Annotated in this window: 27 protein-coding genes; 21 read left to right on the top strand and 6 right to left on the bottom strand. The window is 73.7% G+C overall.

Going from position 1 to position 25,893, the window contains the following annotated elements:
• Positions 1-15 precede the first annotated feature (15 nt).
• On the bottom strand, positions 16-255 hold the full coding sequence (locus FJK98_RS15965) for a winged helix-turn-helix domain-containing protein (RefSeq protein ID WP_088646881.1): 240 nt from the start codon (positions 253-255) through the stop codon (positions 16-18).
• Between the two features lie 306 nt (positions 256-561).
• On the opposite strand from FJK98_RS15965, the gene FJK98_RS33235 reads away from it, so the two are divergent.
• Positions 562-840 carry a DivIVA domain-containing protein gene (locus tag FJK98_RS33235; protein ID WP_240762888.1) on the top strand — a complete coding sequence of 93 codons (279 nt, stop codon included), beginning with the start codon at positions 562-564 and terminating at the stop codon, positions 838-840.
• Complete coding sequence (locus tag FJK98_RS15955; protein ID WP_240762886.1) at positions 837-1,160, top strand: hypothetical protein; 324 nt, start codon at positions 837-839, stop codon at positions 1,158-1,160. The genes FJK98_RS33235 and FJK98_RS15955 overlap by 4 nt, the downstream gene beginning before the upstream one ends.
• A 42-nt stretch (positions 1,161-1,202) precedes the next feature.
• On the opposite strand, the gene FJK98_RS15950 is transcribed toward FJK98_RS15955, so the two are convergent.
• Positions 1,203-1,904 (bottom strand): glyoxalase/bleomycin resistance/extradiol dioxygenase family protein, encoded by a 702-nt coding sequence (locus FJK98_RS15950; RefSeq protein WP_145919729.1) that lies wholly within the window; start codon positions 1,902-1,904, stop codon positions 1,203-1,205.
• 78 nt (positions 1,905-1,982) lie between these two features.
• On the bottom strand, positions 1,983-3,785 hold the full coding sequence (locus FJK98_RS15945) for an ABC transporter ATP-binding protein (protein ID WP_145919728.1): 1,803 nt from the start codon (positions 3,783-3,785) through the stop codon (positions 1,983-1,985).
• Between the two features lie 165 nt (positions 3,786-3,950).
• Between FJK98_RS15945 and FJK98_RS15940 the strand changes: the two genes are divergently transcribed.
• The 8 genes from FJK98_RS15940 (at position 3,951) to FJK98_RS15905 (ending at position 9,617) form a co-directional block, all read left to right on the top strand.
• Positions 3,951-4,343: a MarR family winged helix-turn-helix transcriptional regulator gene (locus tag FJK98_RS15940; protein ID WP_228543780.1), complete on the top strand. Its 393-nt coding sequence runs from the start codon at positions 3,951-3,953 to the stop codon at positions 4,341-4,343.
• A gap of 99 nt (positions 4,344-4,442) precedes the next feature.
• Positions 4,443-5,762, top strand: coding sequence for an FAD-dependent oxidoreductase (locus FJK98_RS15935; RefSeq protein WP_145919726.1), 1,320 nt, complete (start codon positions 4,443-4,445; stop codon positions 5,760-5,762).
• Between the two features lie 132 nt (positions 5,763-5,894).
• On the top strand, positions 5,895-6,629 hold the full coding sequence (locus FJK98_RS15930; protein ID WP_145919725.1) for a lysozyme: 735 nt from the start codon (positions 5,895-5,897) through the stop codon (positions 6,627-6,629).
• Positions 6,630-6,664: 35 nt separating this feature from the next.
• The gene (locus FJK98_RS15925) at positions 6,665-7,363 is read left to right on the top strand and encodes a peptidoglycan recognition family protein (RefSeq protein WP_145919724.1); all 699 of its coding nucleotides are present in this window, start codon (positions 6,665-6,667) and stop codon (positions 7,361-7,363) included.
• A gap of 36 nt (positions 7,364-7,399) precedes the next feature.
• A complete protein-coding gene (locus FJK98_RS15920) occupies positions 7,400-7,771 on the top strand; it encodes a helix-turn-helix transcriptional regulator (protein WP_145919723.1) in 372 nt (123 codons plus the stop codon).
• Positions 7,768-8,409, top strand: a complete 642-nt coding sequence (locus tag FJK98_RS15915) for an SRPBCC family protein (protein WP_145919722.1) — start codon at positions 7,768-7,770, stop codon at positions 8,407-8,409. The genes FJK98_RS15920 and FJK98_RS15915 overlap by 4 nt, the downstream gene beginning before the upstream one ends.
• A gap of 73 nt (positions 8,410-8,482) precedes the next feature.
• Complete coding sequence (locus FJK98_RS15910; protein ID WP_145919721.1) at positions 8,483-9,073, top strand: NADAR family protein; 591 nt, start codon at positions 8,483-8,485, stop codon at positions 9,071-9,073.
• A gap of 34 nt (positions 9,074-9,107) precedes the next feature.
• Complete coding sequence (locus FJK98_RS15905) at positions 9,108-9,617, top strand: NUDIX domain-containing protein (RefSeq protein WP_145919720.1); 510 nt, start codon at positions 9,108-9,110, stop codon at positions 9,615-9,617.
• 57 nt (positions 9,618-9,674) lie between these two features.
• Here the strand turns inward: FJK98_RS15905 and FJK98_RS15900 are convergent, their stop codons facing one another.
• A complete protein-coding gene (locus FJK98_RS15900; RefSeq protein ID WP_145919719.1) occupies positions 9,675-10,835 on the bottom strand; it encodes an LLM class flavin-dependent oxidoreductase in 1,161 nt (386 codons plus the stop codon).
• 130 nt (positions 10,836-10,965) lie between these two features.
• Here FJK98_RS15900 and FJK98_RS15895 point away from each other — a divergent pair, with 130 nt between their 5' ends.
• The 6 genes from FJK98_RS15895 (at position 10,966) to FJK98_RS15870 (ending at position 16,940) form a co-directional block, all read left to right on the top strand.
• On the top strand, positions 10,966-11,934 hold the full coding sequence (locus tag FJK98_RS15895; protein ID WP_145919718.1) for an aliphatic sulfonate ABC transporter substrate-binding protein: 969 nt from the start codon (positions 10,966-10,968) through the stop codon (positions 11,932-11,934).
• On the top strand, positions 11,931-12,764 hold the full coding sequence (locus tag FJK98_RS15890) for an ABC transporter permease (RefSeq protein ID WP_145919717.1): 834 nt from the start codon (positions 11,931-11,933) through the stop codon (positions 12,762-12,764). The genes FJK98_RS15895 and FJK98_RS15890 overlap by 4 nt, the downstream gene beginning before the upstream one ends.
• Positions 12,737-13,504, top strand: coding sequence for an ABC transporter ATP-binding protein (locus FJK98_RS15885; RefSeq protein ID WP_145919716.1), 768 nt, complete (start codon positions 12,737-12,739; stop codon positions 13,502-13,504). The genes FJK98_RS15890 and FJK98_RS15885 overlap by 28 nt, the downstream gene beginning before the upstream one ends.
• Positions 13,505-13,518: 14 nt before the next feature.
• The gene (locus FJK98_RS15880) at positions 13,519-14,937 is read left to right on the top strand and encodes a selenium-binding family protein (RefSeq protein WP_145919715.1); all 1,419 of its coding nucleotides are present in this window, start codon (positions 13,519-13,521) and stop codon (positions 14,935-14,937) included.
• The gene (locus tag FJK98_RS15875) at positions 14,934-15,566 is read left to right on the top strand and encodes a hypothetical protein (RefSeq protein WP_145919714.1); all 633 of its coding nucleotides are present in this window, start codon (positions 14,934-14,936) and stop codon (positions 15,564-15,566) included. Before FJK98_RS15880 ends, FJK98_RS15875 begins: the two co-directional genes overlap by 4 nt.
• A 96-nt stretch (positions 15,567-15,662) precedes the next feature.
• Positions 15,663-16,940 (top strand): sulfite oxidase, encoded by a 1,278-nt coding sequence (locus FJK98_RS15870; protein ID WP_205789464.1) that lies wholly within the window; start codon positions 15,663-15,665, stop codon positions 16,938-16,940.
• A gap of 91 nt (positions 16,941-17,031) precedes the next feature.
• On the opposite strand, the gene FJK98_RS15865 is transcribed toward FJK98_RS15870, so the two are convergent.
• Positions 17,032-18,507, bottom strand: coding sequence for an endo-1,4-beta-xylanase (locus tag FJK98_RS15865; protein ID WP_145919713.1), 1,476 nt, complete (start codon positions 18,505-18,507; stop codon positions 17,032-17,034).
• Positions 18,508-18,852: 345 nt separating this feature from the next.
• Positions 18,853-20,793: an ABC transporter ATP-binding protein gene (locus FJK98_RS15860; protein WP_145919712.1), complete on the bottom strand. Its 1,941-nt coding sequence runs from the start codon at positions 20,791-20,793 to the stop codon at positions 18,853-18,855.
• A 235-nt stretch (positions 20,794-21,028) separates the two neighbouring features.
• Between FJK98_RS15860 and pgi the strand changes: the two genes are divergently transcribed.
• The 5 genes from pgi to FJK98_RS15835 all read left to right on the top strand — a co-directional run bounded on the left by pgi (position 21,029) and on the right by FJK98_RS15835 (position 25,762).
• Positions 21,029-22,666, top strand: a complete 1,638-nt coding sequence (gene pgi / locus FJK98_RS15855) for a glucose-6-phosphate isomerase (RefSeq protein WP_145919711.1) — start codon at positions 21,029-21,031, stop codon at positions 22,664-22,666.
• Positions 22,667-22,819: 153 nt separating this feature from the next.
• Entirely contained in the window at positions 22,820-23,521 is a 702-nt protein-coding gene (locus FJK98_RS15850; protein ID WP_145919710.1) for a FadR/GntR family transcriptional regulator, read from the top strand.
• Positions 23,522-23,622: 101 nt separating this feature from the next.
• A complete protein-coding gene (locus FJK98_RS15845) occupies positions 23,623-24,450 on the top strand; it encodes a sterol desaturase family protein (RefSeq protein ID WP_145919709.1) in 828 nt (275 codons plus the stop codon).
• Positions 24,447-25,520 (top strand): lysoplasmalogenase, encoded by a 1,074-nt coding sequence (locus tag FJK98_RS34075; protein WP_168222485.1) that lies wholly within the window; start codon positions 24,447-24,449, stop codon positions 25,518-25,520. Before FJK98_RS15845 ends, FJK98_RS34075 begins: the two co-directional genes overlap by 4 nt.
• Positions 25,517-25,762: a hypothetical protein gene (locus FJK98_RS15835; RefSeq protein ID WP_370517058.1), complete on the top strand. Its 246-nt coding sequence runs from the start codon at positions 25,517-25,519 to the stop codon at positions 25,760-25,762. The genes FJK98_RS34075 and FJK98_RS15835 overlap by 4 nt, the downstream gene beginning before the upstream one ends.
• The last annotated feature ends 131 nt before the right edge of the window (positions 25,763-25,893 follow it).

Here is a 25,893-nt window from a genome sequence, read left to right as displayed (position 1 = left end):
GAGCAGGGCGGCGGGTCAGGGTTCGCGCATCCAGAGCTTCGGGTCGTTGACGAAGACGCCCTTGCCCTGCTGCCGTCGAATGATCCGCAGCGCTTCCAGCCGGGCGTAGGACATCTGCACGGTGCCGTGGCTGACCTCGTACTTCTGGCGCAGCTCGGCGATCGAGGGCAGCTTGTCCCCCGCCTTCAGCCGCTTGGCTCTGACGTCGGCGATCACATCATCGGCGATGCGCCAGTAGTCCGGCACTTCTCGCATGGCACTCCTCGCGTGGCAACCCGATTCGATCACACCGCGACGCACCTAACAAGCAGCGTTGACTCATCCAGCATGTCTAGATATGTTGGACACCGAACCGCTCCTCGCGTGGCAACGAGAGAGGGGTTTCCCCCGGTCGGGGCGGGTGTGCGCCCGCCCCGACCCCGTCCGGCTGCCCTGTCGTCGTACCGCCGAAGTGGGCTGCGACCGCCGAGCGGGCGGGTCGTCCGCAGCCGGCGGCGGACGACCCGCCCTCCAGCACCGCCGAAAGGACCCCTCCGCCCTCCAGCACCGGAAAGGACCCCCGTGGCCCAGGTGTATCGCGGTAGCCAGCCCTACGGGACCGGTCACCCGGCCCTACTGACCCCCCACGAGGTACGCACCCACGAGTTCGCGCCGCGTCGACGCGGCGTCGACCCCGTCGAGGTACGCCGGTTCCAGTCCCGGCTGGCCGACCAGCTCGCGACGCTGCACCAGGAGATCCACGCCCTCGCCCAAGAGAACGACCGGCTCACGCGGGCCCTGCGCGACTGGCAGGCCCGGCACGCGCGGGACTGCCCGCCCACCAACGGCGGGCACTGGTGAACGAGCGCCCCCGGCCCGGCGAACTGCTGATCGTCGACCGGGCCGCCTCGGTGCAGTTCACCGGGGAGCGTGCCCTGCGGCTGCGGGTGGTGTCGGTGTCCGACCGGCCGACCTACGACGGGTGGGTGTGGCTGACCGGCTACGTGCTCGACCGGCGCGGCGAGGCGACCGCCAGGCGGGAGGTCTTCGTCCGGCTCGCCGGCCTGCGGCCCGCCGCCACGACGCCATCGCCCCGCGCCGGTCGACGCACCGCCGGCCCACCGGGCGTCGACAGGCGCGCCGACCGCCAGGCGGCCGGGCCCGACGGGGCCCGTCGGTGAGGGCGGGTCTCCGGCGGGCGCTCCCCGGGCGGCATCCGGCGGTCAGGCGTCGGCCGCGTCTTCGGCAGGATGCCGTTCCGGCTGACCCCGGCGGGCGCGCAGGAACGGGCCGAGGCCCATTCCGTCCTCGGTGGCCAGGAACGCGCCGCGTGCGGTCAACAGCGTCTCGTCGGCGTGCGCCATGCAGCCCCACGCCGTGTCGCCCCACGAGTCGGCGAGCTTGACCTCGGCCGGCTCGGTGCAGGGCTCGCCGCGCCGGCCGCCGATCTGGCAGCGGGCGGGTGCGCCACCCCGGCGGCCGACCGCCTCGGCGGCCTCCCGGATCAGCGAGAACCGCGCCTCGCCGCCCGCCTGCGGGTCGCGCTCCTGCTGGGGTACGGCCCGCCGCTGCCCGAAGGCGACCACGTTGCCGTCGGGGTCGGTGACCCGGCACTCACCACCCGGCGCGTGTTCCGGGTAGCCGGCCTTCTGCACGGGGTGCCCGGCGGCGGCGAGCCGCTCGGCGGTCGCCGTCAGGTCGTCGACGTACAGGTAGACGAGCAGGGGCAACTCGACGGTGACCAGGCGGGGGGTGACCGCCGCCAGCAGCAGCGTCAACTCCCCGCACCGCAGGTACGACCAGCGCGATCCACCGTCGCCGCCGGCCCGGATCTCGGTGTAGCCGAAGATCTCGTAGAACCGTCGGGCCGCGTCGGCGTCCGCCACGTACAGCACCGGCACCTGCGCCCGTACACCATTTTGCACGGCGTCACTCTAGCCACCGATGATCGGGGATTCACGTTGTGCAGATCGGGGGTTCTCCGCCCGCCCGGTCGGCCCCGGTCAGCCGGCCAGGGTGGCGTACCGGCCGGCGCGGGCCAGCAGCGTCTCGTGGGTGCCGGACTCGACGATCCGGCCGTGGTCGAGGACCGCGATCTGGTCGGCGTGGCGCACCGTGGAGAGCCGGTGCGCGATGGTGATCACCGTCCGCCCCTCGGCGAGGGTGTCGAAGGCCCGTTGCACGGCGCGCTCGGTCTCGGTGTCCAGCGCGCTGGTCGCCTCGTCGAGCACCAGCACCCGGGGGTCGCGCAGCAGCGTACGGGCGATCGCCAGGCGCTGCTTCTCGCCGCCGGAGAAGCGGTGGCCCCGGGAGCCGACGACCGTGTCGTACCCGTCCGGGAGGGCGGCGATGAGATCGTGGATCTGCGCGGCGCGGGCGGCGTCCTCAAGCTGGGCGTCGGTGGCGTCGGGGCGCGCGTACCGCAGGTTCTCCCGGATGGTGGTGTGCAGCAGGTAGGTCTCCTGGCTGACCACGCCCACGACGGCGGCCAGGTCGGTCAGTCGCAGGTCGCGCAGGTCGACGCCGTCGATGGTGATCCGACCGGCGTCGGGGTCGTGCAGCCGGCTGACCAGGGCGGCGAGGGTGCTCTTGCCGGAGCCGGTCTCGCCGACCAGGGCGAGGCTGCTGCCGGCCGGGACGTCCAGGGTGATGCCGGCGACGGCAGCGGTGTCGCTGCCCGGGTAGCTGAAGGTGACGTCCTCGACGCGCAGGTGCCCGCGCACCCGGGCCGGGTCGATGGTCACCGGCCGGGCCGGGTCGTCCACCTCCACCGGCAGGTCGAGGTACTCGAAGATCCGGGCGAACAGCGCCAGCGAGGCGGTCAGGGTGACGCCCACGTTGAGCAGCCCCATCAGCGGCCGGAACAGGCCGCCCTGGAGGGCGGTGAAGGCGACCAGGGTGCCGATGCTGAGGGTGCCGGCGGTGCCGGGCAGGCCCGCGCCGAGGTAGATCACCGCCGGGATGGCGGCGAAGATGATCGTCATGGTGGCCATCCGCCACCGGCCGGCCAGCTCCGAGCGCAGCTCCAGGTCGACCAGGCGGGCCGACGAGGTGGTGAACCGGTCGATCAGCGCGCCGCCCGCACCGAGGGTCTTGCTGAGCTGTACGCCGCTGATCGACAGCCCCTCCTCGATGGTGACGTTGAGGTCGGCCAGTTCCCGCTGGCGCTGGGCGGTGATCTCGCGGCGCATCGCGGCGACCCGGCGGGTGAGCCAGATGGCCGGCGGCAGCACCACCAGCGAGACGAGGGTGAGCCGCCAGGACAGCGCCACCATGGCGACCAGCGTGGCCACCACGGTGGTCAGGTTGGACGCGATCGAGGTGGCGGTGGAGGTGACGACGGTCTGCATGCCGCCGATGTCGTTGGTGATCCGCGACTGCACCTCGCCGGTGCGGGTGCGGGTGAAGAAGCCGATCGACTGCCGGTGCAGGTGGGCGAAGACGTCGGTGCGCAGCCGGTGCATCACCAGCTGCCCGACCCGGGTGGAGATCCAGGTCTGCGCCACGCCGAGCACGGCGGTCACCGCAGCGACGGCGATCATGCCGACGACCAGCCAGACCAGCAGGGTCAGGTCGCGTTCCGGCAACGCCCGGTCGATCACCGCCCGCAGCAGGAACGGCGAGGCCATCGCGACGATCGACGACACCACGATGATCGCGGTGACCACGGCCAACTGCCCACGGTACGCGGTGAACAGCCGGCCGATGCGGCGCAGCGAGACGGCACGGGCCTGGGACTTCTCGGCGGCACTGACGGTCCGGGGGGCGCCGCCGCGGCCCTCCCGGTGGGTTGGCGTGGTGTCCAAGGGGGTCCTTCTTCCGTTCGGGGGATATTTGCTGAGGTTACCTCATCATGAGGGAGCAACAGCGAATCCTGCTACCGTATTCCGGTGACCGGTGCGCCATCCGACCCGCCAGCCGATCCGTCCGCACGCTGCGCCGGGCCGCCGGCCGACCCGGCCGAGGAGAGCCTGGCCGAACTGTTCTGGGCGGTGGCCCGGCAACTGCGACGCCAGTCCCGACGTACCCTCGAACCCTGGGACGTCAACCCCGGGCACGCCCGCGCCCTCGCGGTGCTCACCCGGCACGGCGCGATGCGGCTCAGCGCGCTCGCCGAGCACCTGCACATCGCGCCCCGCTCCACCACCGAGGTCGTCGACGGCCTCCAGGAACGCGGGCTCGTCGCGCGCCACCCCGACCCGGCCGACCGGCGGGCGACCCTGGTCGCGCCGACCGACGAGGGTACGCGGGTCGGCGCGGCCATCCGGACGGCCCGCGCGGCCGAGGCGGAACGCTTCTTCGGTCACCTCTCCCCCGCCGACCACGCCGACCTCACCCGCATCCTGCGCACCCTGCGCGACTGACTCCCACCATCCGCGCAGCCCACCGGCCCCGCGCGGTCGGCGATTCGATCATGGGACCGCGCTGGGCGTAGGCGGTCGGGGGCGGGGTATGCGCGGTCGGTGCGGGTGGTGGTGGTCGGTGCGGGGTTCTCCGGGCTCGCCGCGGCCGCGGCGTTGTGCCGGGGCGGGGCGCGGGTGGTGGTGCTGGAGGCCCGGGAACGGGTCGGGGGGCGGGTGGCGACCCGGCGGTTGGCCGACGGCACCGCGCTGGACCTGGGCGCGCAGTGGATCGGCCCCACCCAGGACCGGATGGCCGCCCTGGTGGCCGAGCACGGGCTGACCACGTTCCCGTCGGCCGCGCAGGGCCGGCCGGTGGTGCGCTGGAACGGGCGGCTGCGAGAGACACCGCCGGAGTCGGTCCGGCAGACGGTGGATCTGCTGGACGACCTCGCCGCCGGGGTGGACCCGGCGGCACCGTGGCGGGCGGCGCGGGCGGACGAGTGGGACCGGCTCACCCTCGGCGGCTGGTTGAGCACCGCCGCGCCCGATCCGGTGACCGCCCGGTACGTGGGTCGGCTGATCGCCGGCGGGTTGCTGGCGGTCGACCCGGACGAGGTGTCGCTGTTGCAGGTGCTGTTCTACCTGCGCAGCGGCGGCGGGAGCGGATTGCTGCTGGGGATGGCCGGGGGCGCCCAGCAGGATCGGCTGGTGGGTGGGCCGGCCCTGCTGGCGGAGCGGATGGCGGCGGCGCTGCCTCCGGGGACGGTACGGTCCGCAGCGCCGGTACGGGCGGTCCACCAGGACGGTCACGGGGTGGTGGCGTACACCGACGAGGGGGCGTACCGGGCGGAGGCCGCGGTGGTGGCGGTGGCCCCGGCGCTGGCGGGCCGGATCGCGTACGCACCGGCGCTGCCGGCCCTGCGCGACGCGTTGACCCAGCGGATGCCGATGGGCTCGGCGTTGAAGCTGCACGCGGTCTACCCGACGCCGTTCTGGCGGGCCGACGGGTGTTCCGGGGTGACCACGTCGGCCGACGGGCCGCTGACCGAGACGGTGGACAACTCGACGCCGGGTTCGCCGCGCGGGGTGCTGACCGCGTTCAGCTACGGCCGGCAGGCCCGGGAGCTGCGCCGGCTGTCGCCGGGGCGGCGACGGGCCGAGGTGCTGGCCGCGCTGGTGGAGCTGGTCGGTCCGGCCGCCGCCAGGCCCGACGACCTCGTCGAACACGACTGGTCGGCCGACGAGTGGACCCGGGGCTGCTTCTGCGGGGCGCTGACCCCCGGTTCGTGGCGGGACCACGGTCCCGAGCTGCGCCGACCGGTGGGGCGGGTGCACTGGGCGGGCACCGAGACGGCGACCCGGTGGGCCGGTTACCTGGAGGGCGCGGTGCTGGCCGGCGAGCGGGCGGCGGCCGAGGTCCTCGCCGATCCCGCCGCCTGACGGCACCCGCCCACCCATTGATAGATAATCTTGATTCTATCTATTGAAAACTATCTCCGGCCGTGACCTAATACCTGACAGTTCCTTTCGTCGCTCCCGCCGTAACCACGCGGCATCTCCCAGGGAGGAAAGATGAACCGTCTCCGTGCGGTCACGGGCACGCTGCTGGCGACCGCCACCATGGTCGCCGCCGCCACCCTCGGCGTCGTCACCCCGGCCGCCGCCGCCCCGGCCGGTCTGCCCGGCATGGACGTCTCCAGCTACCAGGGCAACGTCAACTGGTCCGCCGCCTGGAACAACGGTGCCCGGTTCGCCTACGTGAAGGCCACCGAGGGCACCTACTACACGAACCCGTACTTCGCCCAGCAGTACAACGGGTCGTACTCCGTCGGGATGATCCGGGGTTCGTACCACTTCGCCCGGCCGGACACCACGACCGGCGCCACCCAGGCCAACTACTTCGTCGACCACGGCGGCGGCTGGTCGAAGGACGGCCGGACGCTGCCCGGCGCGCTCGACATCGAGTACAACCCCTACGGCGCGACCTGCTACGGGCTGAGCCAGAGCGCGATGCGCACCTGGATCGCCTCCTTCGTCAACCAGTACTACGCCCGCACCGGGCGCTGGGCGACGATCTACACCACCACCGACTGGTGGACCACCTGCACCGGCAACTACAGCGGCTTCGCCGCCACCAACCCGCTCTGGCTCGCCCGGTACGCCGGCACGGTGGGCACGCTGCCGGCCGGCTGGGCCACGTACTCCTTCTGGCAGTGGGCGTCGTCGGGCACCTTCCCGGGCGACCAGAACGTCTGGAACGGCACCCTCGACCGGCTCCGGGTGCTGGCCTGCAACGGCCCGTGCTGACCCCGCCCACCCCCGGAGCACCCGAGGAGCCCGCCATGTCCGTACCCGTGTCCCGGCGCAGCGTGCTGCGCGGCGCGGTCCTGCTCGGCACCGCCGGGGCGCTCGCGCCGACCCCGTTCGGCGGACCCGCCGCCGTCGCCGCCCCACCGACCACCGGCAGCACCCCGACCACCGCCCTCGGCCGGGTCGACCAGCCGGTGATCGCCAACTGTGCCACCTGGGGGGCCCGGCCGCCGTCGTCGCCGGTGAGCGTGGTCGAGAACCGACCCAACAAGATCATCGTGCACCACACGGCGTTCCCGAACTCGACGGACTACAGCCTGGCCCACGCGTACGCCAACTCGCGGGCGATCCAGAACCTGCACATGGACGGCAACGGCTGGCTGGACTCCGGACAGCACTTCACCAACAGCCGGGGCGGCCAGCTCACCGAGGGCCGGCACGGCAGCCTGTACGCGCTGCTGCACGGCCAGACGATGGTGCAGGGCGCGCACTGCGTGGGGCAGAACAGCCAGGCCATCGGGATCGAGAACGACGGGATCTACGTCGACGTGCAGCCGCCGCAGGCACTCTGGGACAGCCTGGTGGTGTTCTGCGCGTTCACCTGCCAGCAGTACGGCATCCCGGCCAGCCAGATCTACGGCCACAAGAACTTCGCCAGCACCCAGTGCCCCGGCCTGCTGCACGACCGGCTGCCCGAACTACGCTCCGCCGTCGCCGCTCGACTTGGTTGATTGCTTATATAAGTGATGCCTGATACAAAGGGGACCGTGCACGCCTTCGACGTCCTCGGCGACCCGGTACGCCGGCGCATCCTCGAACTGCTCGCGCAGGGCGAGCGGAGCGCCGGTGGGGTCTGCGCGGTCATCCAGGAGGAGTTCGGGATCACCCAGCCCGCCGTCTCGCAACACCTCAAGGTGTTGCGGGACAACGGGTTCGCCACGGTCCGCCCGCAGGGCGCCCGTCGGCTCTACGCGGTCGATCCCGCCCCACTGCGGGAGGTCGACCAGTGGCTGGAGGGGTTCCGCCGGTTCTGGACGCCGGCCCTGGACGCCCTGGCCACCGAGATCGCCCGGGGTCGGCGCGAACGGCGGGCGCACACCACGACGGACGACCCGACCGAACACCGGAGCACCTCATGATCGAGACCAGCCACCAGATCAGCGCCGTACGACGCACCGTGGGCAGCCGCACCCTCGAAGCGGGTGAGGCACGTGTGCTGACCATCAGCCAGACGTACCCGACGACGCTGGACGACCTCTGGGACGCCTGCACCAGCATCGAACGCATCCCGCGCTGGTTCCTGCCGGTCTCCGGCGACCTGCGACTGCACGGCCGCTACCAGTTCGAGGGCAACGCCGGTGGCGTGGTGCAACGCTGCGACCCGCCGAAGAGCTTCGCCGCCACCTGGGAGATGGGCGACGAGATCAGCTGGATCGAGGTGCACCTGACCCCGGAGGGCGACGAGCGGACCCGGTTCACCCTGGAACACGTCGCCCACGTCGACGACGTCCGGTGGACCGAGTACGGCCCCGGCGCGGTCGGCGTCGGCTGGGACTCGGGCCTGCTCGGCCTGGCCAGCCACCTCGACGCCGACGGTGGGGGCGTCACCCCCGACCAGGCCGCCGAGTGGATCGGCTCGGAGGACGGGCGACGCTTCATGACGCTCAGCGGCGAGGCGTGGGCCGAGGCCGACATCGCCGGCGGCACCGAACCGCAGGCCGCGCGGGCCGCCGCCGCCCGGACCATCGCCGCGTACACCGGCGCGTCGCCGGCCTGACCCCGGCACCCGCACCGGGCCCGGCGAGAAACCCGGGCGCGGGTTGTCGGTGCCGGCAGCGACACTGGGCGGCATGTCGATGCGCCGCGCCGAAGACGTCCTCGCCCTGCACCGCGCCGGGCACCGGGTGCGCTACCTCTGCTTCTGGGGGCACCGGCCACAGCGGGACGGCACCGTCGGCCGCGGCTGCCTGAGCCAGTGGTGGCCGGCGTCGTTCACCGTCGACGGGCGGCACTTCCCCACCGCCGAACACTGGATGATGTGGCGCAAGGCGCTGCTCTTCGACGACGTCGAGGCCGGTGAGCGGGTGCTCGCCGCCGGTCACCCGCAGCAGGCCAAGGCGGTCGGCCGCCAGGTCCGCCGGTTCGACCCGGCGGTGTGGGAGGCCGAGCGGTACGCCGTCGTGCTGGCCGGCAGCCTGGCCAAGTTCGGCCAGCACGCCGACCTGCGGGCGTACCTGCTGGGCACCGGTGACCGGGTGCTGGTGGAGGCGAGCCCGGTCGACCGGGTGTGGGGGGTCGGGCTGGCCCCCGACGACCCGCGCGCCGAGGACCCGGCCCGCTGGCGTGGGCTCAACCTGCTCGGCTTCGCCCTGTTGGAGGCCCGCGAGATCCTGCGCGACGGCGGGCCGCCCGGCCCCGGGCCGACGGCGGACCTGCCCTGAGCCGGGCGGCCCGGGGGCGGTAACGTGCGGCGGCATGACCGTCCTGCCGTACGCGCACTGTCACTACTGCGGGGCGGCCTATCCGCCGGACGCCGGCTGGCCCCGGCTCTGCGCGACCTGCGGCCAGACGGTGTGGCGCAACCCCACCCCGGTCGCGGTGGCGCTGCTGCCGGTACGGACCGACGCCGGGCTCGGCCTGGTGGTGGTGCGCCGGGACATCGAACCGGCCCGGGGCCAGCTCGCCCTGCCCGGCGGGTTCGTCGAGTACGGCGAGGAGTGGTCCGAGGCGTTGGTGCGGGAGCTGCGTGAGGAGACGGGGCTGGTCGACGAGGCGCAGCGGGCCCGGCTGTTCGCGGTGTACGGCGCCCCGCACGGCGGCACCATGATGATCTTCGGGGTGCTGCCGGAGCGGCCGGCCGCGCAGCTCCCCCCGTCGACGCCGACCGAGGAGGCCACCGAGTGGCTGGTCCTCACCGAGCCGGTCGAGCTGGCCTTCTCCACCCACACCCGGGTGCTGGCCGACTTCCTCGCCGGCCGGCACTGACCCCGCCACGTCCGGCCGGCGAGGACCTCACCCGCCGGGCCCGCCGGAGGTGCCGGGTCAGACCCGGGCGGGCTGCGGGGCGAACGGGACGCTCGGCGTCGGGTCGGGGGCCGGCTCACCAGCGGGGTGCCGCCACAGCCCCCGGGCCCGCAGGATCGGCAGCACCCCCTCGCCGAACCAGTACGCCTCCTCCAGGTGCGGGTGGCCGGAGAGGATGAACTCGTCGATGCCGAGCGCGTGGTACTCGGCGATCCGGTCGGCGACCTCGGTGTGGCTGCCCACCAGGGCGGTGCCGGCCCCGCCCCGGACCAGCCCCACCCCGGCCCAGAGGTTCGGGGCGACCTCCAGCCCGTCGCGGCTGCCGCCGTGCAGGGCCAGCATCCGACGCTGCCCCTCGGACTCGCTGCGCCGCAGCCCCTCCTGGGCGGCCCGGATGTCGGCCTCGTCGATGCCGTCGAGCAGTCGGCCGGCCTGCGCCCAGGCCTGATCGGCGGTGTCCCGGGCGATGACGTGCAACCGGATGCCGAAGCGCGGCGTCCGGCCGGTGTCGGCCGCGAGGGCGCGGATGTGGTCGAGTTTGCCGGCCACCTGGGCGGGCGGCTCGCCCCAGGTCAGGTAGACGTCGGCGTGCCGGGCGGCGACCGGGCCGGCGGCGGTGGACGAGCCGCCGAAGTAGACCGGCGGCACCGGGTCGGGCAGCCGGGTCAGCCGGGCGCCCTCGACGCGCAGGTGCTCCCCGGCGTGGTCGACGGTGTCGCCCCGCCACAGTGACCGCACGACGTGCAGGAACTCGTCGGTGCGGGCGTACCGGGCGTCCTTGTCGAGGAAGTCGCCGTAGGCGCGCTGCTCGGCGGACTCACCGCCGGTGACCACGTTGAGCAGCAGCCGGCCGCCGGAAAGCCGCTGGAAGGTGGCGGCCATCTGGGCGGCGAGGGTGGGTGAGAGCAGCCCGGGGCGGAACGCGACCAGGAACCTCAGCCGTTCGGTGACCTCGGCCAGCATCGCGGTGGCCAGCCAGGCGTCCTCGCACCACGCCCCGGTCGGGGTGAGCGCACCGACGAAGCCGAGCTGCTCGGCGCTGCGGGCGATCTGCCCGAGGTAGGCGACGGTGGCGGGGCGGGCCCCACCGGCGGTGCCGACCGCGACGCCGTGGCCGCCGCCGACGATGTCGCGGCTGTCGCCGTAGGTGGGCAGGAACCAGTGGAAGGTCAGCGACATCGGGGGTCCTCCTGAGGGATGGGACGACGACCACGACAGGCTACCCATAAATCCTATCGGCTTGGTAGGTTACTGCGCGCCGCCGACCTCCGGCGTCGCGAGCCCCATCGTCCACTCCCGAGGAGCCGACATGCCCACCCCGCCGAGGAGCCTGCGCCGGCTGACCACCGCCCTGTTCACCGCCCTGTCCCTGGTTGCCGTCGGCGGGGTCACCGGCTGCGCCGACGACGCCGACGCGCGGGCCGGCGACGGCCCACTGCGCATCGGCTACCAGCGCTTCGGCGGGCTGAGCCTGGTCAAGGCCCGCAACGCCGCACCCGACGCGCAGTGGTCGCTGTTCGAGAGCGGCCCGGCCCTGACCGAGGCGCTCAAGGCCGGCGCGATCGACATCGGGCAGGTCGGCGAGGCGCCCCCGGTCTTCGCCGCCGCCGCGAAGATCCCCTTCTCGGTGATCGGCACCTCGGCCCCGATCCCGCAGGGCGAGGCGGTGCTGGTCAAGCAGAGCAGCGGCCTGAAGACCTTCGCCGACCTGCGCGGCCGGACGGTGGCGCTGAACAAGGGCAGCAACGTGCACTGGCTGCTGGTCCGGCTGCTGGCGGCGAACAACATGACGTTGAAGGACATCACCGTCAAGTACCTCAAGCCGGCCGAGGGGCGGCCCGCGTTCGACAACGGCCAGATCGACGCCTGGATCATCTGGGACCCGTACTTCGCCCTCGCCGAGCAGCCCGGGGTGCGGGTACTCGCCGACGCCACCGGCCTGGCCGGCAACCGGGAGTACGTGCTGGCCTCCCCCGAGGTGGTCCGGGACCGCACCGACGACGTCCGCGACTTCCTCACCGCGTACCGGAAGGTCACCGACTGGGGGATCGCCAACCCGGCCGAACGCGCCACCGTGCTCGCCCCCGAACTGAAGATCCCGCTGGACGTCACCACCCGGGCGCTGGCCCGCAGCGCCCGACCGTTGGCCCCGGTCACCCCCGCCGTCGGCGCGGAACTCCAGGCCATCGCGGACGGCTTCACCGCCCTCGACCTCGTCCCCGGCCCGGTCGACATCGCCGGCCGGGTGGACGACCGGTTCAGCGCGGTGTTCCAGTGAGCACCACCGTGGTGGTCACCACGCCGCCGACCGCCGTGGCGGCCCCGCCGGACGCCGGGCCGCGACGGCGGACCGGCGGACGCTGGCGACGACTGGTCAGCCCGGTCCTGCTGGTCGCCGGATGGGAGGCCGCCGCCCGCGCCGGGCTGCTCGCCCCGGACAAGCTGCCCGCACCGAGCCGGGTGCTCGCCACCGGCGTACGGCTGTCCGCCGACGGAACCCTCGGCGTCCACCTGCTCGACTCGCTCACCCGGGCCGGCGTCGGGCTGCTCCTCGGCGGGCTGCTGGCGCTGGTGCTCGGCGCCGCCGCCGGCCTGCTCCGGCTCGGCGACGACCTGGTCGACCCGCCGGTGCAGATGGCCCGGATGCTGCCCCACCTGGGGCTCGTCCCGCTGCTGATCATCTGGGTGGGGATCGGCGAGTCGTTGAAGATCACCCTGGTCGCGCTCGGCGTGTTCTTCCCGATCTACTTCAACACCTACGCCGGCATCCGGGACATCGACGAACGACTCGTCGAGGCGGCCCGCGCCTGCGGCCTCGGGCCCGCCGCCCGACTGCGGCACGTGGTGCTGCCCGGGGCGTTGCCGTCGCTGTTCCTCGGGCTGCGGCTGGCGATCGGGGCGGCCTGGCTCAGCCTCGTCGTCGGCGAACAGGTCAACGCCCAGACCGGCATCGGCTTCCTGATGATGGAGGCCCGCGAGTTCAGCCAGACCGACGTGGTGGTGCTCGGCCTGGTCGTCTACGCGCTGCTCGGGCTGCTGTCCGACCTCGCCCTGCGGATGCTGGAGAGGAGGACCCTGACATGGCGACGCGGCCTGCGCGCGACCTGACCGACGAGGCCACCGCCGGGACGGCGGTGCTCACCGCCCACGCGGTACGGCGGGCCTTCGACGGCCGGCCGGTGCTCGCGGGGGTCGACCTGAGCATCGCCGCCGGTGAGGTGGTGGCGCTGCTCGGCGGCAGCGGCTCCGGCAAGAGCACCCTGCTGCGGGTCCTCGCCGGCCTCGACGCCGACGCCACCGGCGGGACCCGGCTGCGCGGCACCGCAGCCGTGGTCTTCCAGGAACACCGGCTGCTGCCCTGGAAACGGGTCGGCGACAACGTCGCGCTGGGACTGACCGGCCCCGACGTGCGCGCCCGGGTGGACCGGGCACTGACCGAGGTGGGGTTGGCCGACCGCCGTCGGGCCTGGCCGGCGGAACTCTCCGGCGGCCAGGCGCAGCGGGTCGCGGTGGCCCGCGCGCTCGTCCGCGAGCCGGACCTGCTGCTGCTCGACGAGCCGTTCGGGGCGCTCGACGCGCTGACCCGGCTACGGATGCAGTCCCTGCTGCGGCGGCTGCGCGCCGAGCACGGCTTCGCCGCCCTGCTGGTCACCCACGACGTCGAGGAGGCGCTGCTGCTCGCCGACCGCATCCTGCTGCTCGACGGGGGCGTCATCGCCGAGGAGATCACCGTCGACCTGGACCCCGCCGGGCGCGCCGCCGACCGCCCCGCCCGCTCCCCCGAGCAGCCCGCCTTCGGCGCGTTGCGTCGCCGGCTGCTCGACCGCCTCGGCGTACCCGCCGTCTGACCCCGGAGAAGACGATGACCCGCTGGACACCCGACCCGAGTTTCTACCCCTCCCCGCGCGAGGCGGCCGTCGCGCCCGCCGAGAAGCTGGCCTACGTCGCGGCGTTCGACCGTACGGCGCAACGGCCCGACGCGATCGTCGTGCTCGACACCGATCCCGAGTCCGCCGACTACGGCCAGGTGGTGGGCTGGACCGACCTGCCGCACACCGGCGACGAACTGCACCACTTCGGGTGGAACGCGTGCAGCAGCGCGCTCTGCCCGACCGCTCCCCACCCGCACGTCGAGCGGCGCTACCTGATCGTGCCGGGGCTGCGGTCGTCGCGCACCCACGTGTTCGACACCCGGCCGGACCCGCGCGCCCCGCACCTGGTCAAGGTGATCGGCGCGGAGGAACTGGCCGAGAAGGCCGGCTACTCCCGCCCGCACACCGTGCACTGCGGCCCGGACGGCATCTACCTGTCGGCGCTCGGCGGCGTCGACGGTGCCGAGGGGCCCGGTGGCATCGCCGTGCTCGACCACACCACCTTCGCCGTCCGTGGTGCCTGGGAGGCCGACCGGGGCCCGCAGTTCCTGGCGTACGACGTGTGGTGGCACCTCACCCAGGACGTGCTGGTCACCAGCGAGTGGGGTACCCCGTCGATGATCGAGGACGGGATCGTCGGCGAGCTGCTGCTGGGCCGGAAGTACGGGCACGCGATCCACTTCTGGGACCTCGCCAAGCGCCGGCACGTGCAGCGGGTAGACCTCGGCGACCAGTACCAGATGCCGCTGGAGCTGCGCCCGGCGCACGACCCGACCCGGTCGTACGGCTTCGTCGGGGTGGTGATCAGCGTCGAGGACCTGTCGGCGTCGGTCTGGTTGTGGCACCGCGACGGCGACGGCGCGGACGCCCCGTGGGCGGTGACCCGGGTGATCGACATCCCCGCCGAGCCGGCCGACCCGGCGGACCTGCCGGACCTGCTCAAGCCGTTCGGCGCGGTGCCCCCGCTGGTCACCGACATCGACCTGTCGGTGGACGACCGGTTCCTCTACGTCTCCTGCTGGGGCACCGGAGAGCTGCGCCGGTACGACGTCAGCGACCCCTTCCACCCGGTGCTGGTCGGCTCGGTGCGGCTCGGCGGCATCGTGGCCCGCGCCGCCCACCCGGCCGCCCCGGACGAGCCGCTCGCCGGCGGCCCGCAGATGGTGGAGGTCAGCCGGGACGGCCGACGGGTCTACGTCAGCAACTCGCTCTACGGCTCCTGGGACGACCAGTTCTATCCCGACGGGGTCGGTGCCTGGCTGGCCAAGCTGGACGTCGACCCGGAACACGGCGGCCTCACCCCGGACGAGCGGTTCTTCCCGCACGGCGAGCAGTTCCGGGGGCTGCGGGTGCACCAGACCCGGTTGCAGGGCGGCGACGCCAGCTCCGACTCGTACTGCTTCCCGTGACCGGGCGGACCCTGCTGGCGGTGGCGGCGCTCGGCGCGTTCCACGGGCTGAATCCGGCGATGGGCTGGCTCTTCGCGGTGGCCCGGGGGTTGCAGGAGCGCCGCCGGGCGGCGCTGCTGGCCGCGCTGCCTCCGGTCGCGGCGGGTCACCTGGCCTCGGTGGCGGTGGTCGCCGCGCTGGTCACCGCCACCCGGTCGGTCACCGCCAGCACCGCGCTGACGGTGGCCGGCGGGGCGGTGCTGGTCGGGTTCGGGCTGTGGCGGCTGCTGTCGCAGCGGCACTTCCGCTGGGCCGGGATGCGGCTGTCGACGGCGCAGGTCGCCGGCTGGTCGTTCCTGATGTCGTCGGCGCACGGTGCCGGGCTGATGCTGCTGCCGGTGCTGCTGGCCGACCCGCCGACCGGCGGGCACGCCGGGCACCTGGCGGCGGCCCCGGCCGGCGCGCTCACCGGACTGGCCGCCGCCGGGGTGCACACCGTGGCGATGCTGGGCGTCGCGCTGACCGTGGCGCTGGTGGTGTACGGGGTGTTGGGCGTCGGGGTGCTGCGTCGGGCCTGGTTCAACGTGGACCGGCTGTGGGCCGGGGTGCTGGTGGCGGCGGGGGTGGTGACGCTGGCTGCGGCGATCTGACCGAATGGCCCCGGCCCGGGTCGACCAGTGGCCCTGCCCGGCGGGCAACTCCTACTGATTCAATAGGAGTTACCCGCCGAGCCGAAGGAGCCCCCGGTGTCCACCGTTGTGTCGTACGACGAGGCAGACCACGACGCCCGCCGGGCCCGGCAGTGGCTGGCCGGCCAGGCCCGGGACCCCGGGGTGTCCCGCGCCGAGCTGATCGCGCTGGGCACGGCGATGAGCGCCCTCGCCGCCGCCGACGACGGACGCGAGCCGGTCGCGCTCGCCGCCGAGCCGGTCGGGGTGGACCCGGGCATCGTCAAGCCGCTCGACCCCGCGCTGCTCACCCCGCTGGACGGCAACGCCGAGCTGCGCTGGGAGGCGATGGCCGGGCAGGGCTACGTGGTGCCGAACGACAGGTTCTTCGTCCGCAACCACACCCACACCCCGCGCATCGACGCCGGCACGTGGCGGCTGCGGCTGTACGGCGACGGCCTGCGCGATGCGCCGACCCGCGACGCCCCGGTCGAACTCGACTACGCCACCCTGCGGGCGCTGCCCGCCGTCGAGCTGCCCGCCCTGGTCGAGTGCGCCGGCAACGGGCGGCACTTCTTCGCCAGCCAGCAGGACACCCCGGTCTCCGGGGTGCAGTGGCGGCTCGGGGGCGTCGGGGTGGCCCGCTGGCGTGGGGTGCCGCTGGCCACCGTGCTGCGGCACGCGGGGCTGACCGCCGACGCGGTGGACGTGATGCCGGAGGGCCTGGACCCGCCGTACGTCACCGGGGGTGTCGACCTCGGCCGGGTCCGTCGCCCGCTGCCGATCGGCAAGGCCCTCGACGACGTGCTGCTCGCGTACGAGATGAACGGGGTGCCGCTGCCGGCGGACCACGGCTTCCCGGTCCGGGTGGTGGTGCCCGGCTGGATCGGCATCTCCTCGGTGAAGTGGGTCGGCGCGATCGAGGTCTCCACCACGCCGCTGTTCTCCCCGTGGAACACCGGCCTCTACCGGATGTTCGGCCCCGGCCAGCCGGCCGACGGTGGGCCGGCCGACACGCAGTCGGTCAAGAGCGCGTTCGAGTTGCCCTGGGACGCCCGGCTGCCGGCCGGCGTCGAGACCACGCTGACCGGCCGGTCCTGGTCCGGGGCCGGCCCGATCGACCGGGTGGAGGTCGACACGGGCGACGGGTGGCGGCCGGCCACCCTGGTCGGGGCGGACCGGGGCGGACCCTGGCAGCGGTGGTCGACGCGTTGGTGTCCGCCGGCCGCCGGCCGGTGGACGTTGCGGGCCCGCGCGGTGGACGTGACCGGTCGCGGCCAGCCCGACCGGGCCGGGGTCAACGACCTCGGGTACCTCTTCGACGGGGTGGTCCGGCATCCGGTGACGGCGCTCTGACCGGGGTGTCGGCCGCCCGGGTGCGACGGGCGGCCGGACCGCCCCGGCGCGACGGTCGCCGCCGCCGCGCCGGGGTGGGGTCGGGGTCCGGTCAGGCGCGGGCGCAGGTCGCCGTGCCGGTGGGACCGTTGCCGGTGCCCTGGAAACCGAACTCGGTGCTGGCCCCCGCACCGACGGTGCTGTTGTAGCTGACGTTGCGGAAGCTGACGGCGCCGGAGGTGCCGGTGTTCTGCGCGCTCCACGCGTTGGTGACGGTGGCCCCCGACGGCAGGGTCAGGTTGACCACCCACCCGTTGAGCCCGGCCGGGCCGGCGGTGACCTTGACGGTGGCCACGAAGCCGCCGGGCCAGGAGTTCAACGACACCGACGCGGTGCAGTCACCGTCACCGGGCGGCGGGGTCGTGGTCGGCGGCGGGGTGGTCGTGGGCGGCGGGGTCGTGGGCGGCGGGGTCGTGGGCGGCGGGGTCGTGGTGGGCGGCGGCGGGGTGGTGGTCGGCGGCGGCGTGGTCGGCGGGACGGTGGTGCCGCCGGCGTTGAGCGCGTTCAGCGTGGAGGTGTACGCGGCCTTCTTGTTGCCGTTGCCGTCGAAGAGCAGCGGCGTGCCGCTGGCCCGCCAGGAGTCGGTGTCCCGGATGCCCCACACGGTGATGCCGGTGCAGCGGGAGATCGCCAGGCAGGCGCGGACGACGCGGGAGTAGCTGTCGGCCTGGGAGCTGCCGGAACCCTCGATGTCCAGCTCGGTGATCTGCACCTCGACGCCGAGGTTGACGAACCGCTGGAGATTCGCCTGGTAGTCCGACGGCACCGGCGACTGGCTGTTGAAGTGCGACTGGAAGCCGACGCAGTCGATCGGCACACCCCGGGCCTTGAAGTCCTGGACCATGGCGTACACGCCGTTGCTCTTCGCGTTCTGCCCGTCGGTGTTGTAGTCGTTGTAGCAGAGCTTCGCGCCCGGGTCGGCGGCCCGGGCGGCCCGGAACGCCGCCTCGATCCAGTCGTTACCGGTGCGCTGGAGGTTCGAGTCACGACGCCCACCGCCGCCACCGTCGGCGAACGCCTCGTTCACCACGTCCCAGGCATAGATCTTGCCCCGGTAGTGGGTGGCGACCTGGGTGACGTGGTTGATCATCGCGTTGCGCAGCGCGGTGCCGGACATGTTCTGCGCCCAGCCCGGCTGCTGCTGGTGCCAGGCCAGCGCGTGACCGCGGACCCGCATCCCGTTGGCCTGGGCGTGGCTGACCAGCCGGTCGCCGCTGGAGTAGTTGAACTGGTTCTGGTTCGGCTCGGTGGCGTCCCACTTCATCTCGTTCTCGGCGGTCACCATGTTGAACTCGCGGTTCAGGATGCCGACGTAGACGGAGTCGGAGAGCTTGTTCACCGCCACCGCGGTGCCGAAGTAGCGGCCCGTCTCGGCGGCGGCGGCACCGAGGGTGGTGCCGGCGCTGGCGCTGGAGGCGAGGGCGACGGTGGTGCCGACGGCGACCACGCCGCTGGCGATCGAGACCAGGGCGGCACGCAGCCGTGCTGGTGTCCGACGCCCGCTGCCGCGGGCGGAGACATGGTTCATGGCAGACGCCTTTCCACAACGGTGAGGGGGTGCACCGCCCCGGCCTGTCGCCCGAGTGCGGTGACCGGCCCGGGGAGGCGGCATGGTCGCCCGGAGGCCACGCCAGCCTGTGCCGTCGCTCGACCGTCACCGCAGAGGTCGAGGGGTTACCCGCGTGACGCTATCGAAACATCTCCGAAAGTTCAACGAACGTCGATCCCCGATCGTCGCCGCGCGTGGTGCGCCCCCGGCCGGGACGGCCCCGACCAGCACAGGCAGCGCGGCCGGTCCGATGGCTCGACACGGCCTCGAAACCTTTCGACAGCGGCCGGCGGGCAGTGGCCCGGCGGCGTGGCCGGCCGCCGCTCAGTCGGTCGCCGCGAGGTAGCCGCTGGCCTGCAGCGCGAACAGCTCCCGGTACGGCCCGTCGACGGCCATCAACGCGTCATGGTCGCCCTGCTGCACCAGCCGGCCACGGTCCATCACGAAGATCTGGTCGGCGTGCCGGACGTTGGCCAGCCGGTGGGTGATCAGCACGACCGTCCGGTCGGGCCGCCGCCGCAGATGCTGGAACAGCGCGTGTTCGGCGCGGGCGTCGAGGGCGGCCGACGGCTCGTCGCAGATCAGCAGCCGGGCGGCCCGGTAGAGGCCCCGGGCCGCCACCAGCCGCTGCCACTGCCCGCCGGAGAGGTCGTGGCCGTTCTTGAACTCCCGGGCCAGCAGGGTGTCGTAGCCGAACGGCAGCCCGGCGATCATGTCGTGCGCGGCGGCCGACCGGGCAGCGTCCTCGACGGTGGGCCCGGCCGCGTCCGGGGACCGGTCGTACCGGCCGATGCGGATGTTCTGCGCGGCGGTGAACGGGAACTTCCACCACTCCTGGGTCATCACCGCCACCTGGGCGGCGGTCGACGCCGGGTCCAGGTCGGCCACGTCGACGCCGTCCCACCGGATCACCCCGCCGGTGGGCCGGTAGAGACCGGCGATCAGCTTGGCCAGGGTGGTCTTGCCGGAGCCGTTCTCCCCGACCAGCGCGACCACCTCGCCCCGCCGGACGGTGAGACTGACCTCGTCGACGGCCGGGGTGTCGGTGTCCGGGTAGCGCAGGCTCACCCGGTCCAGCTCGATGGTGTCGAAGCCGGTGGCGGGCCGCCCCGGCCCGGTGCCGGTCCGGCCCTCGGCGCGGTCGAGGAAGTCCCGGTAGTCCTGGTAGTAGAGGGCGTCCTCGTAGAGGTTGTTGGTGGCGAAGACGGCGAGGGCGAGGCTGCTGCGGGCCGACTGGAGGGCGAGCAACGCGGTCGCCGCCGCGGCCAGCGCGACCAGGCCGGCGAGCAGCAGCCCGCCGAGCACGGCGTAGACCGCGAAGGCGGCGATCCCGCCGATGGACATCCCGACGGCCCGGGTCCGGCTCTGCGCGCGGGCCAACCGCAGCAGCGCGGCCGTCTCGGCGCTCATCATCCGGCGGAACTCGGCGAGCAGGAAGTCGCGCATCTGGTAGGCCCGCACCTCGGCGGCGGTGTGCCGGTTGGCCATCAGGTTGGCCAGCATCCACATCCGGCGACGCCTGTTGATCCGGGCCAGCATGTCCAGGTACTGCCGGCGGGCCATCCTGACCGCGGTGACCGCCTCGGGCACCGCGGCGAGCAGCAGGCACGGCAGCAGCAACGGCTGGATCACGGTCACCGCGGCGGCGGTGGCCAGCACGCCCACCACCCCGGTGATCAGGTTGACCGTGTGGTCGACGATGGACGCCGCCTCGGCCGTGCCCCGGTCGCGGACCCGGTCCATCTCCTCGGCGAAGCCGGCGTCGTCGAAGGCGGCCAGCTCGACCGCCGTGGTGGTCTCGAACAGCCGCAGCTCCACCGCGTAGGTGATCTGCGGGATCAGCCGGGCCTGCGCCCAGCCTGCGGTGACGGTCAGGGTGCCCTTGACGGCCACCGCCGCCGCGGCCAGCACCAGCGCGGGCAGCGCGGCCCGGACCCGGTCCGGCGTCGGGCCGGCGGCGAACAACTCCCGCAGCACCCCGGTGGTGGCGAGCAGGCCCAGGGTGGTCATCACCCCGGCGGCGAGGTTCAGGCCGATCGCGGCGAGGGTGTCGCGCCGGCTGGTGGCCCAGGCCAACGCGACGGCCTCGCGCACCAGCCGGGGCAGCCGGCGGGCCACCGCACGGAAGCTGGTGTGCGCGAACGCGGTGGCGTGGTGCATCCAGGCGCCGTCGGCCAGCTCCGGCAGGTCGAGCCCGGCATCGGCGGCCGACTCGTCGGGCTCGTCCGCGCCGGCCGCACGGCGGGGTCCGGTCACCGTCGCCATGGTTCCTCCCGGGCCGAAAGGGGGCGGGGCACGGGCGAGCCTACTGTCAGCGACGACGGGCTGTCTCGCCGTGGCGGCGTGTCGTACACCTGTCGCATTGGCGTGTCGCGGGGCACGCCGCGCCACCCGCCGCGCCGGGTCGCGTCGCGTGGCCGCGCCCCGGGTGGCAGGCTGGGACGCGAACCGTCGGCGGCACCACGCGCCGACGACCGTCGTGAAGGAGAAGATCGACCCGATGGCTGCGAGTGTGACCACCACCGACGAATGGCAGGCGCTGCGCAAGCACGCCGAGACGATGCGCGGCACCCACCTGCGGGAGCTGTTCGCGGCCGACCGGCAACGGGGTGAGCGGCTCACCGGCGAGGTCGCCGACCTGCACGTCGACTACAGCAAGAACCTCGTCACCGACGAGACGGTCGGGCTGCTCACCGCGCTGGCCGGGCGGGTCGGGCTGACCGACCGGATCGCCGCCATGTTCGCCGGGGAGCACATCAACTCCACCGAGGACCGGGCCGTGCTGCACACCGCGCTGCGGCTGCCGCGCGACGCCGCGCTGACCGTGGACGGTCAGGACGTGGTCGCCGACGTGCACCGGGTGCTGGACCGGATGGCCGCGTTCAGCGAGCGGGTCCGCTCCGGGCAGTGGCGCGGGCACACCGGCGAGCGGATCAGCACGGTGGTCAACATCGGCATCGGCGGCTCCGACCTCGGGCCGGTGATGGCGTACGAGGCGCTCAAGGCGTACCGGGACGGCGGGATCGCCTGCCGGTTCGTCTCCAACATCGACCCGACCGACATCCACGACAAGACCCACGACCTCGACCCGGCGACCACCCTGTTCGTCGTGGTGTCGAAGACCTTCTCCACGCAGGAGACGCTGGCCAACGCCGAGCAGGCCAAGACCTGGCTGCTGTCGGGCCTGGACGCCGACGACGACGCGGCGATCGCGAAGCACTTCGTGGCGGTGAGCACCAACGCGGGCCGGGTGGCCGACTTCGGCATCGACCCGGAGAACATGTTCGGCTTCTGGGACTGGGTGGGTGGCCGGTACTCGCTGCCGTCGGCGGTCGGGCTGGCGGTGATGCTGGCCGTCGGGCCGGACCGGTTCCGCGAGCTGCTGGCCGGCTACCACGCCGTCGACGAGCACTTCCGCACCACGCCGGTGGAGCGGAACCTGCCGGCGCTGCTGGGGCTGATCAACGTGTGGTACGTCGACTTCCTCGGCGCGCAGACCCACGCGGTGCTGCCGTACTCGCAGTACCTGCACCGGTTCCCGGCGTACCTGCAACAGCTCACCATGGAGAGCAACGGCAAGTCGGTGACCCTGGACGGCACGCCGGTCGACCACCCGACCGGGGAGATCTTCTGGGGCGAGCCGGGCACCAACGGCCAGCACGCCTTCTACCAGCTCATCCACCAGGGCACCGTGCTGATCCCGGCGGACTTCATCGCGTTCAGCCAGCCCAACCACGACCTGGGCGAGATGCACGACCTGTTCATGTCGAACTTCTTCGCGCAGACCGCCGCGCTGGCCTTCGGCCGGACGAAGGAGCAGGTCGAGGCGGAGGGCACGGCCGCCGAGGTGGTGCCGCACCGGGTGATGCCGGGCAACCACCCGACCACCTCGATCATCGCGCCGAAGCTCACCCCGTCGACGTTGGGCCAGCTCATCGCGCTGTACGAGCACATCGTGTTCACCTGCGGCGCGGTCTGGAACATCAACCCGTTCGACCAGTGGGGGGTGGAGCTGGGCAAGGTGATGGCCAGCCAGCTCGCCCCGACGCTGACCGGGGACGCGCCGGACCTGTCCGACGTCGACTCCTCCACGGCGGCGCTGATCCGCCGCTACCGCCGGGAGCGCGGCCGGGCCTGAGGTCCGCGTGGCCGTTGCCGGGCACCCCGGCAACGACCACCGGTGAGGTTCGTCGGGACGGCGGTCAGGTCGGCGGGACCCGGCCGCCGTCTCTTTCGATCCGGCTGGTCCAACCAGTTGACGAGTTGACCAGCACGCCGCCAGACTGCTGCCGTGACCTTCGTCCCGGCGCCCCGCAGCTCCGTCTCCGACCACGTCTTCGGCCAGCTCCGCGACGGCATCGTCAGCGGGCGGCACCGCCCGGGTGACCCGTTGCCCGGCGAACGCGAACTCGCCGCCGCGTTCGCCGTCAACCGGCACGCCGTCCGGGAGGCGCTACGCCGGCTGCAACAACTCGGACTGCTGCGGATCAGCCAGGGCGGCGTCACCCGGGTGCTGGACTGGCGGGAGCACGCCGGCCTCGACCTGGCCCTGTCCCTCGCCCAGTCCGGCGACGTGCTGCCGGTGGAGAACCTGGTCCGGGACATGCTGGAGATGCGCGCCTGCGTCGGGGTCGACGCGGCCCGGCGCTGCGCCGTCCGGGCCACCGGGGCGGTACGCCGGGTCGTCGTCGACACCGTGGAGGGGTTCGCCGCCCTCGCCCCGGACCTGTCCGCGATGGCCGAGGCGAACATCATCCTGTGGCGGCACATCGTCACCGGCAGCGGCAACACCGCCTACCTGCTCTCCTTCAACAGCCTGGTGGCCGGGGCGCTGGCCGTCGGCGAGGTGCCGCCGGCCCGACGCGCGACCGAACTGCTGGACGTCGCCGGGCACCGCCGGCTGGCCGCCGCGATCGCCGACGGCCGGGGCGACGACGCCGCCACCGAGGCACACACCCTGCTCACCGCGTCCCTCACCAGCCCGACCGGTTGACCGTCGGGCGTCCCCCACCGGTCGATCCGCACCACCCCCACCCGCCGACCCGTCCCGGGCGTCCACCCCCGTCGCCCGTCCCCCGGAAGGGAACGTCGCGCATGATCCCCGCCGTGCTCTACGCCGTACCGGCGTTCCTGCTGCTCATCGCCGTCGAGGCGTGGTCGTACCGGTTCGCGCCGGACGACGACGAACGCGGCTACGAGCTGCGGGACACCACCACCAGCCTCACCATGGGCGCCGGCAGCCAACTGATCGGCTTCCCGTGGAAACTGCTCACCGTCGGCCTCTACGTCGCGTTGTGGACCGTCGCCCCGGTGCAGCTCTCCCCCACCAGCGTCGGGACCTGGGTGCTGCTGTTCCTCGCCGACGACCTGGCCTACTACTGGTTCCACCGCACCCACCACGAGGTACGCCTGTTCTGGGCCAGCCACGTGGTGCACCACTCCAGCACCCACTTCAACCTCTCGACCGCCCTGCGGCAGAGCTGGACGCCGATGACCTCGCTGCCGTTCTGGCTGCCGCTGGCGCTGCTCGGCATCCCACCCTGGATGATCTTCCTCCAGCAGTCGGTCAGCCTGCTGTACCAGTTCTTCCTGCACACCGAGCGGATCGACCGGCTGCCCCGGCCGGTCGAGTGGGTGTTCAACACCCCGTCGCACCACCGGGTGCACCACGGCGCGAACCGCGAGTACCTGGACCGCAACTACGGCGGCATCCTGATCGTCTGGGACCGCCTCTTCGGCAGCTTCGCCCCGGAGGACACCGCCGTCCGGTACGGGCTGACGACGAACATCGGCACCTACAACCCGCTGCGGGTGGCCACCCACGAGTACGCCGCGATCTGGGCCGACGTGCGGCGGGCCGGCTCGTGGCGGCACCGGCTCGGGCACCTGCTCGGCCGTCCCGGCTGGCAGCCCGCCCGATGAGCAGCACCCGCGCCGCCCGGCGATCCGACCGGGGCCGACAGGCGTCCGGCGGGGCCGGCCGGTGGTGGCTGGGGGCGTTCGGGCTGGCCGCCGTCGTCGAGCTGACCGGGGTCGCCCTCGACGCGCCGGCCGTGCAGTGGGCGGCCAAGCCGCTGCTCGCCCCGCTGCTGCTCGGCTGGCTGCTCGCCGTACGCCGGCGGTGGGACCCGGTGGCGACCGGGCTGGTCTGCGCGACCGCCGGTGACGTGGCGCTGCTGGTGCCCGGCACCACCGCGTTCCTGCTCGGGATGGGGTGCTTCCTCGGCACCCAGCTGGCGTTCCTGACCGCGTTCCTGCGGCACCGGCGGCCACCCGCGCCGGCCGTGGCCGGCTACCTGACCCTGTGGGCGGCGGCGAACGCGCTGCTCTGGGGCCGGCTGGGTGACCTGCGGCTGCCGGTGCTCGGCTACGGCCTGGCGTTGACCCTGATGGCCGCCGCCGGCTGGGGGGTGTCCCGGCGGGTGGCCGCCGGTGGCGCGTTGTTCCTCCTGTCCGACCTGCTGATCGGGGTCGAGGCGACGGGCGTCCGGCTGCCCGGCCACGGGCTGTGGGTGATGACCACCTACCTCGTCGCCCTGCTGCTGATCACCACCGGCTGGGCGGGCCGCCCACCGGCCGCCGACGCCCCCGGGTCGGGCCCCGCGCCGACCCGGCTCAGCCGACGACGGCGACCGGGTGACCGGCCTCCCGCGCGGCCTGCGCCTCCGCCGCGAAGTGCGGGTCCGGTCGACGGGGACGCAGCGGGTCGGCGGGGACGATCAACAGCATGCCCGCATCCTCCCCCGGCCGACCCGCCCGCAACCACCGTCTTTTCCCGCGAACGCGGCACACGGATTTACCCGGAATGGGGGCACGAACGGTCACGCTGTCGGACAGTTCCGCAGCGTGGCGGTGGTCATCCCCGCCCGGGGCGGTTGGTTTCGCTTGCCTGCGGGGTGGAGACTCTTCTTCGGTACCGACAAAGGGGGAGACCGTGTCCGACACCGACCGCCCGCAGCGACATACCCGAGCCGCCGTTCCCGCCGGGGTGACCGATCCGCTCCTGTGGCGGATGGCCCTCGATGTGATCGACGCGCACCATCCCGACCAGGGCGGGCGTTGCGACAACCTGCTCTGCGAGCACCAGGAGTGGCCCTGCGACGCCGCGCGCAACGCCCACCGGGCGTTGACCATGGCCGGCGACGTGACGACCGGCGTCGTCGACGACCGACGCACCGTACGGGAGCAGCCCGTTCGACCCGCGCGGCGCGCGCGTACCGTCGAAGCGGCCTGAACCGGCGATCGCCGTCCCCCTCGCCCCCGGCGGCTGGCGCACCGGGCCGGTGAGGGGGACGCGGCGCGCCTGGTCCTCGTCCCGCCCCCGGACCGCAACCGCTGGCTGCTGAAGCCCTGACGGGGACGGCG

Origin of the sequence: Micromonospora sp. HM134 (genome assembly GCF_007833915.1) — a bacterium.
In the GTDB taxonomy this organism is placed as follows: Bacteria; Actinomycetota; Actinomycetes; order Mycobacteriales; family Micromonosporaceae; genus Micromonospora; species Micromonospora wenchangensis.
Note: the sequence above shows the minus strand (reverse complement) of the source record. Positions and strands in the feature narration are given on the sequence as shown.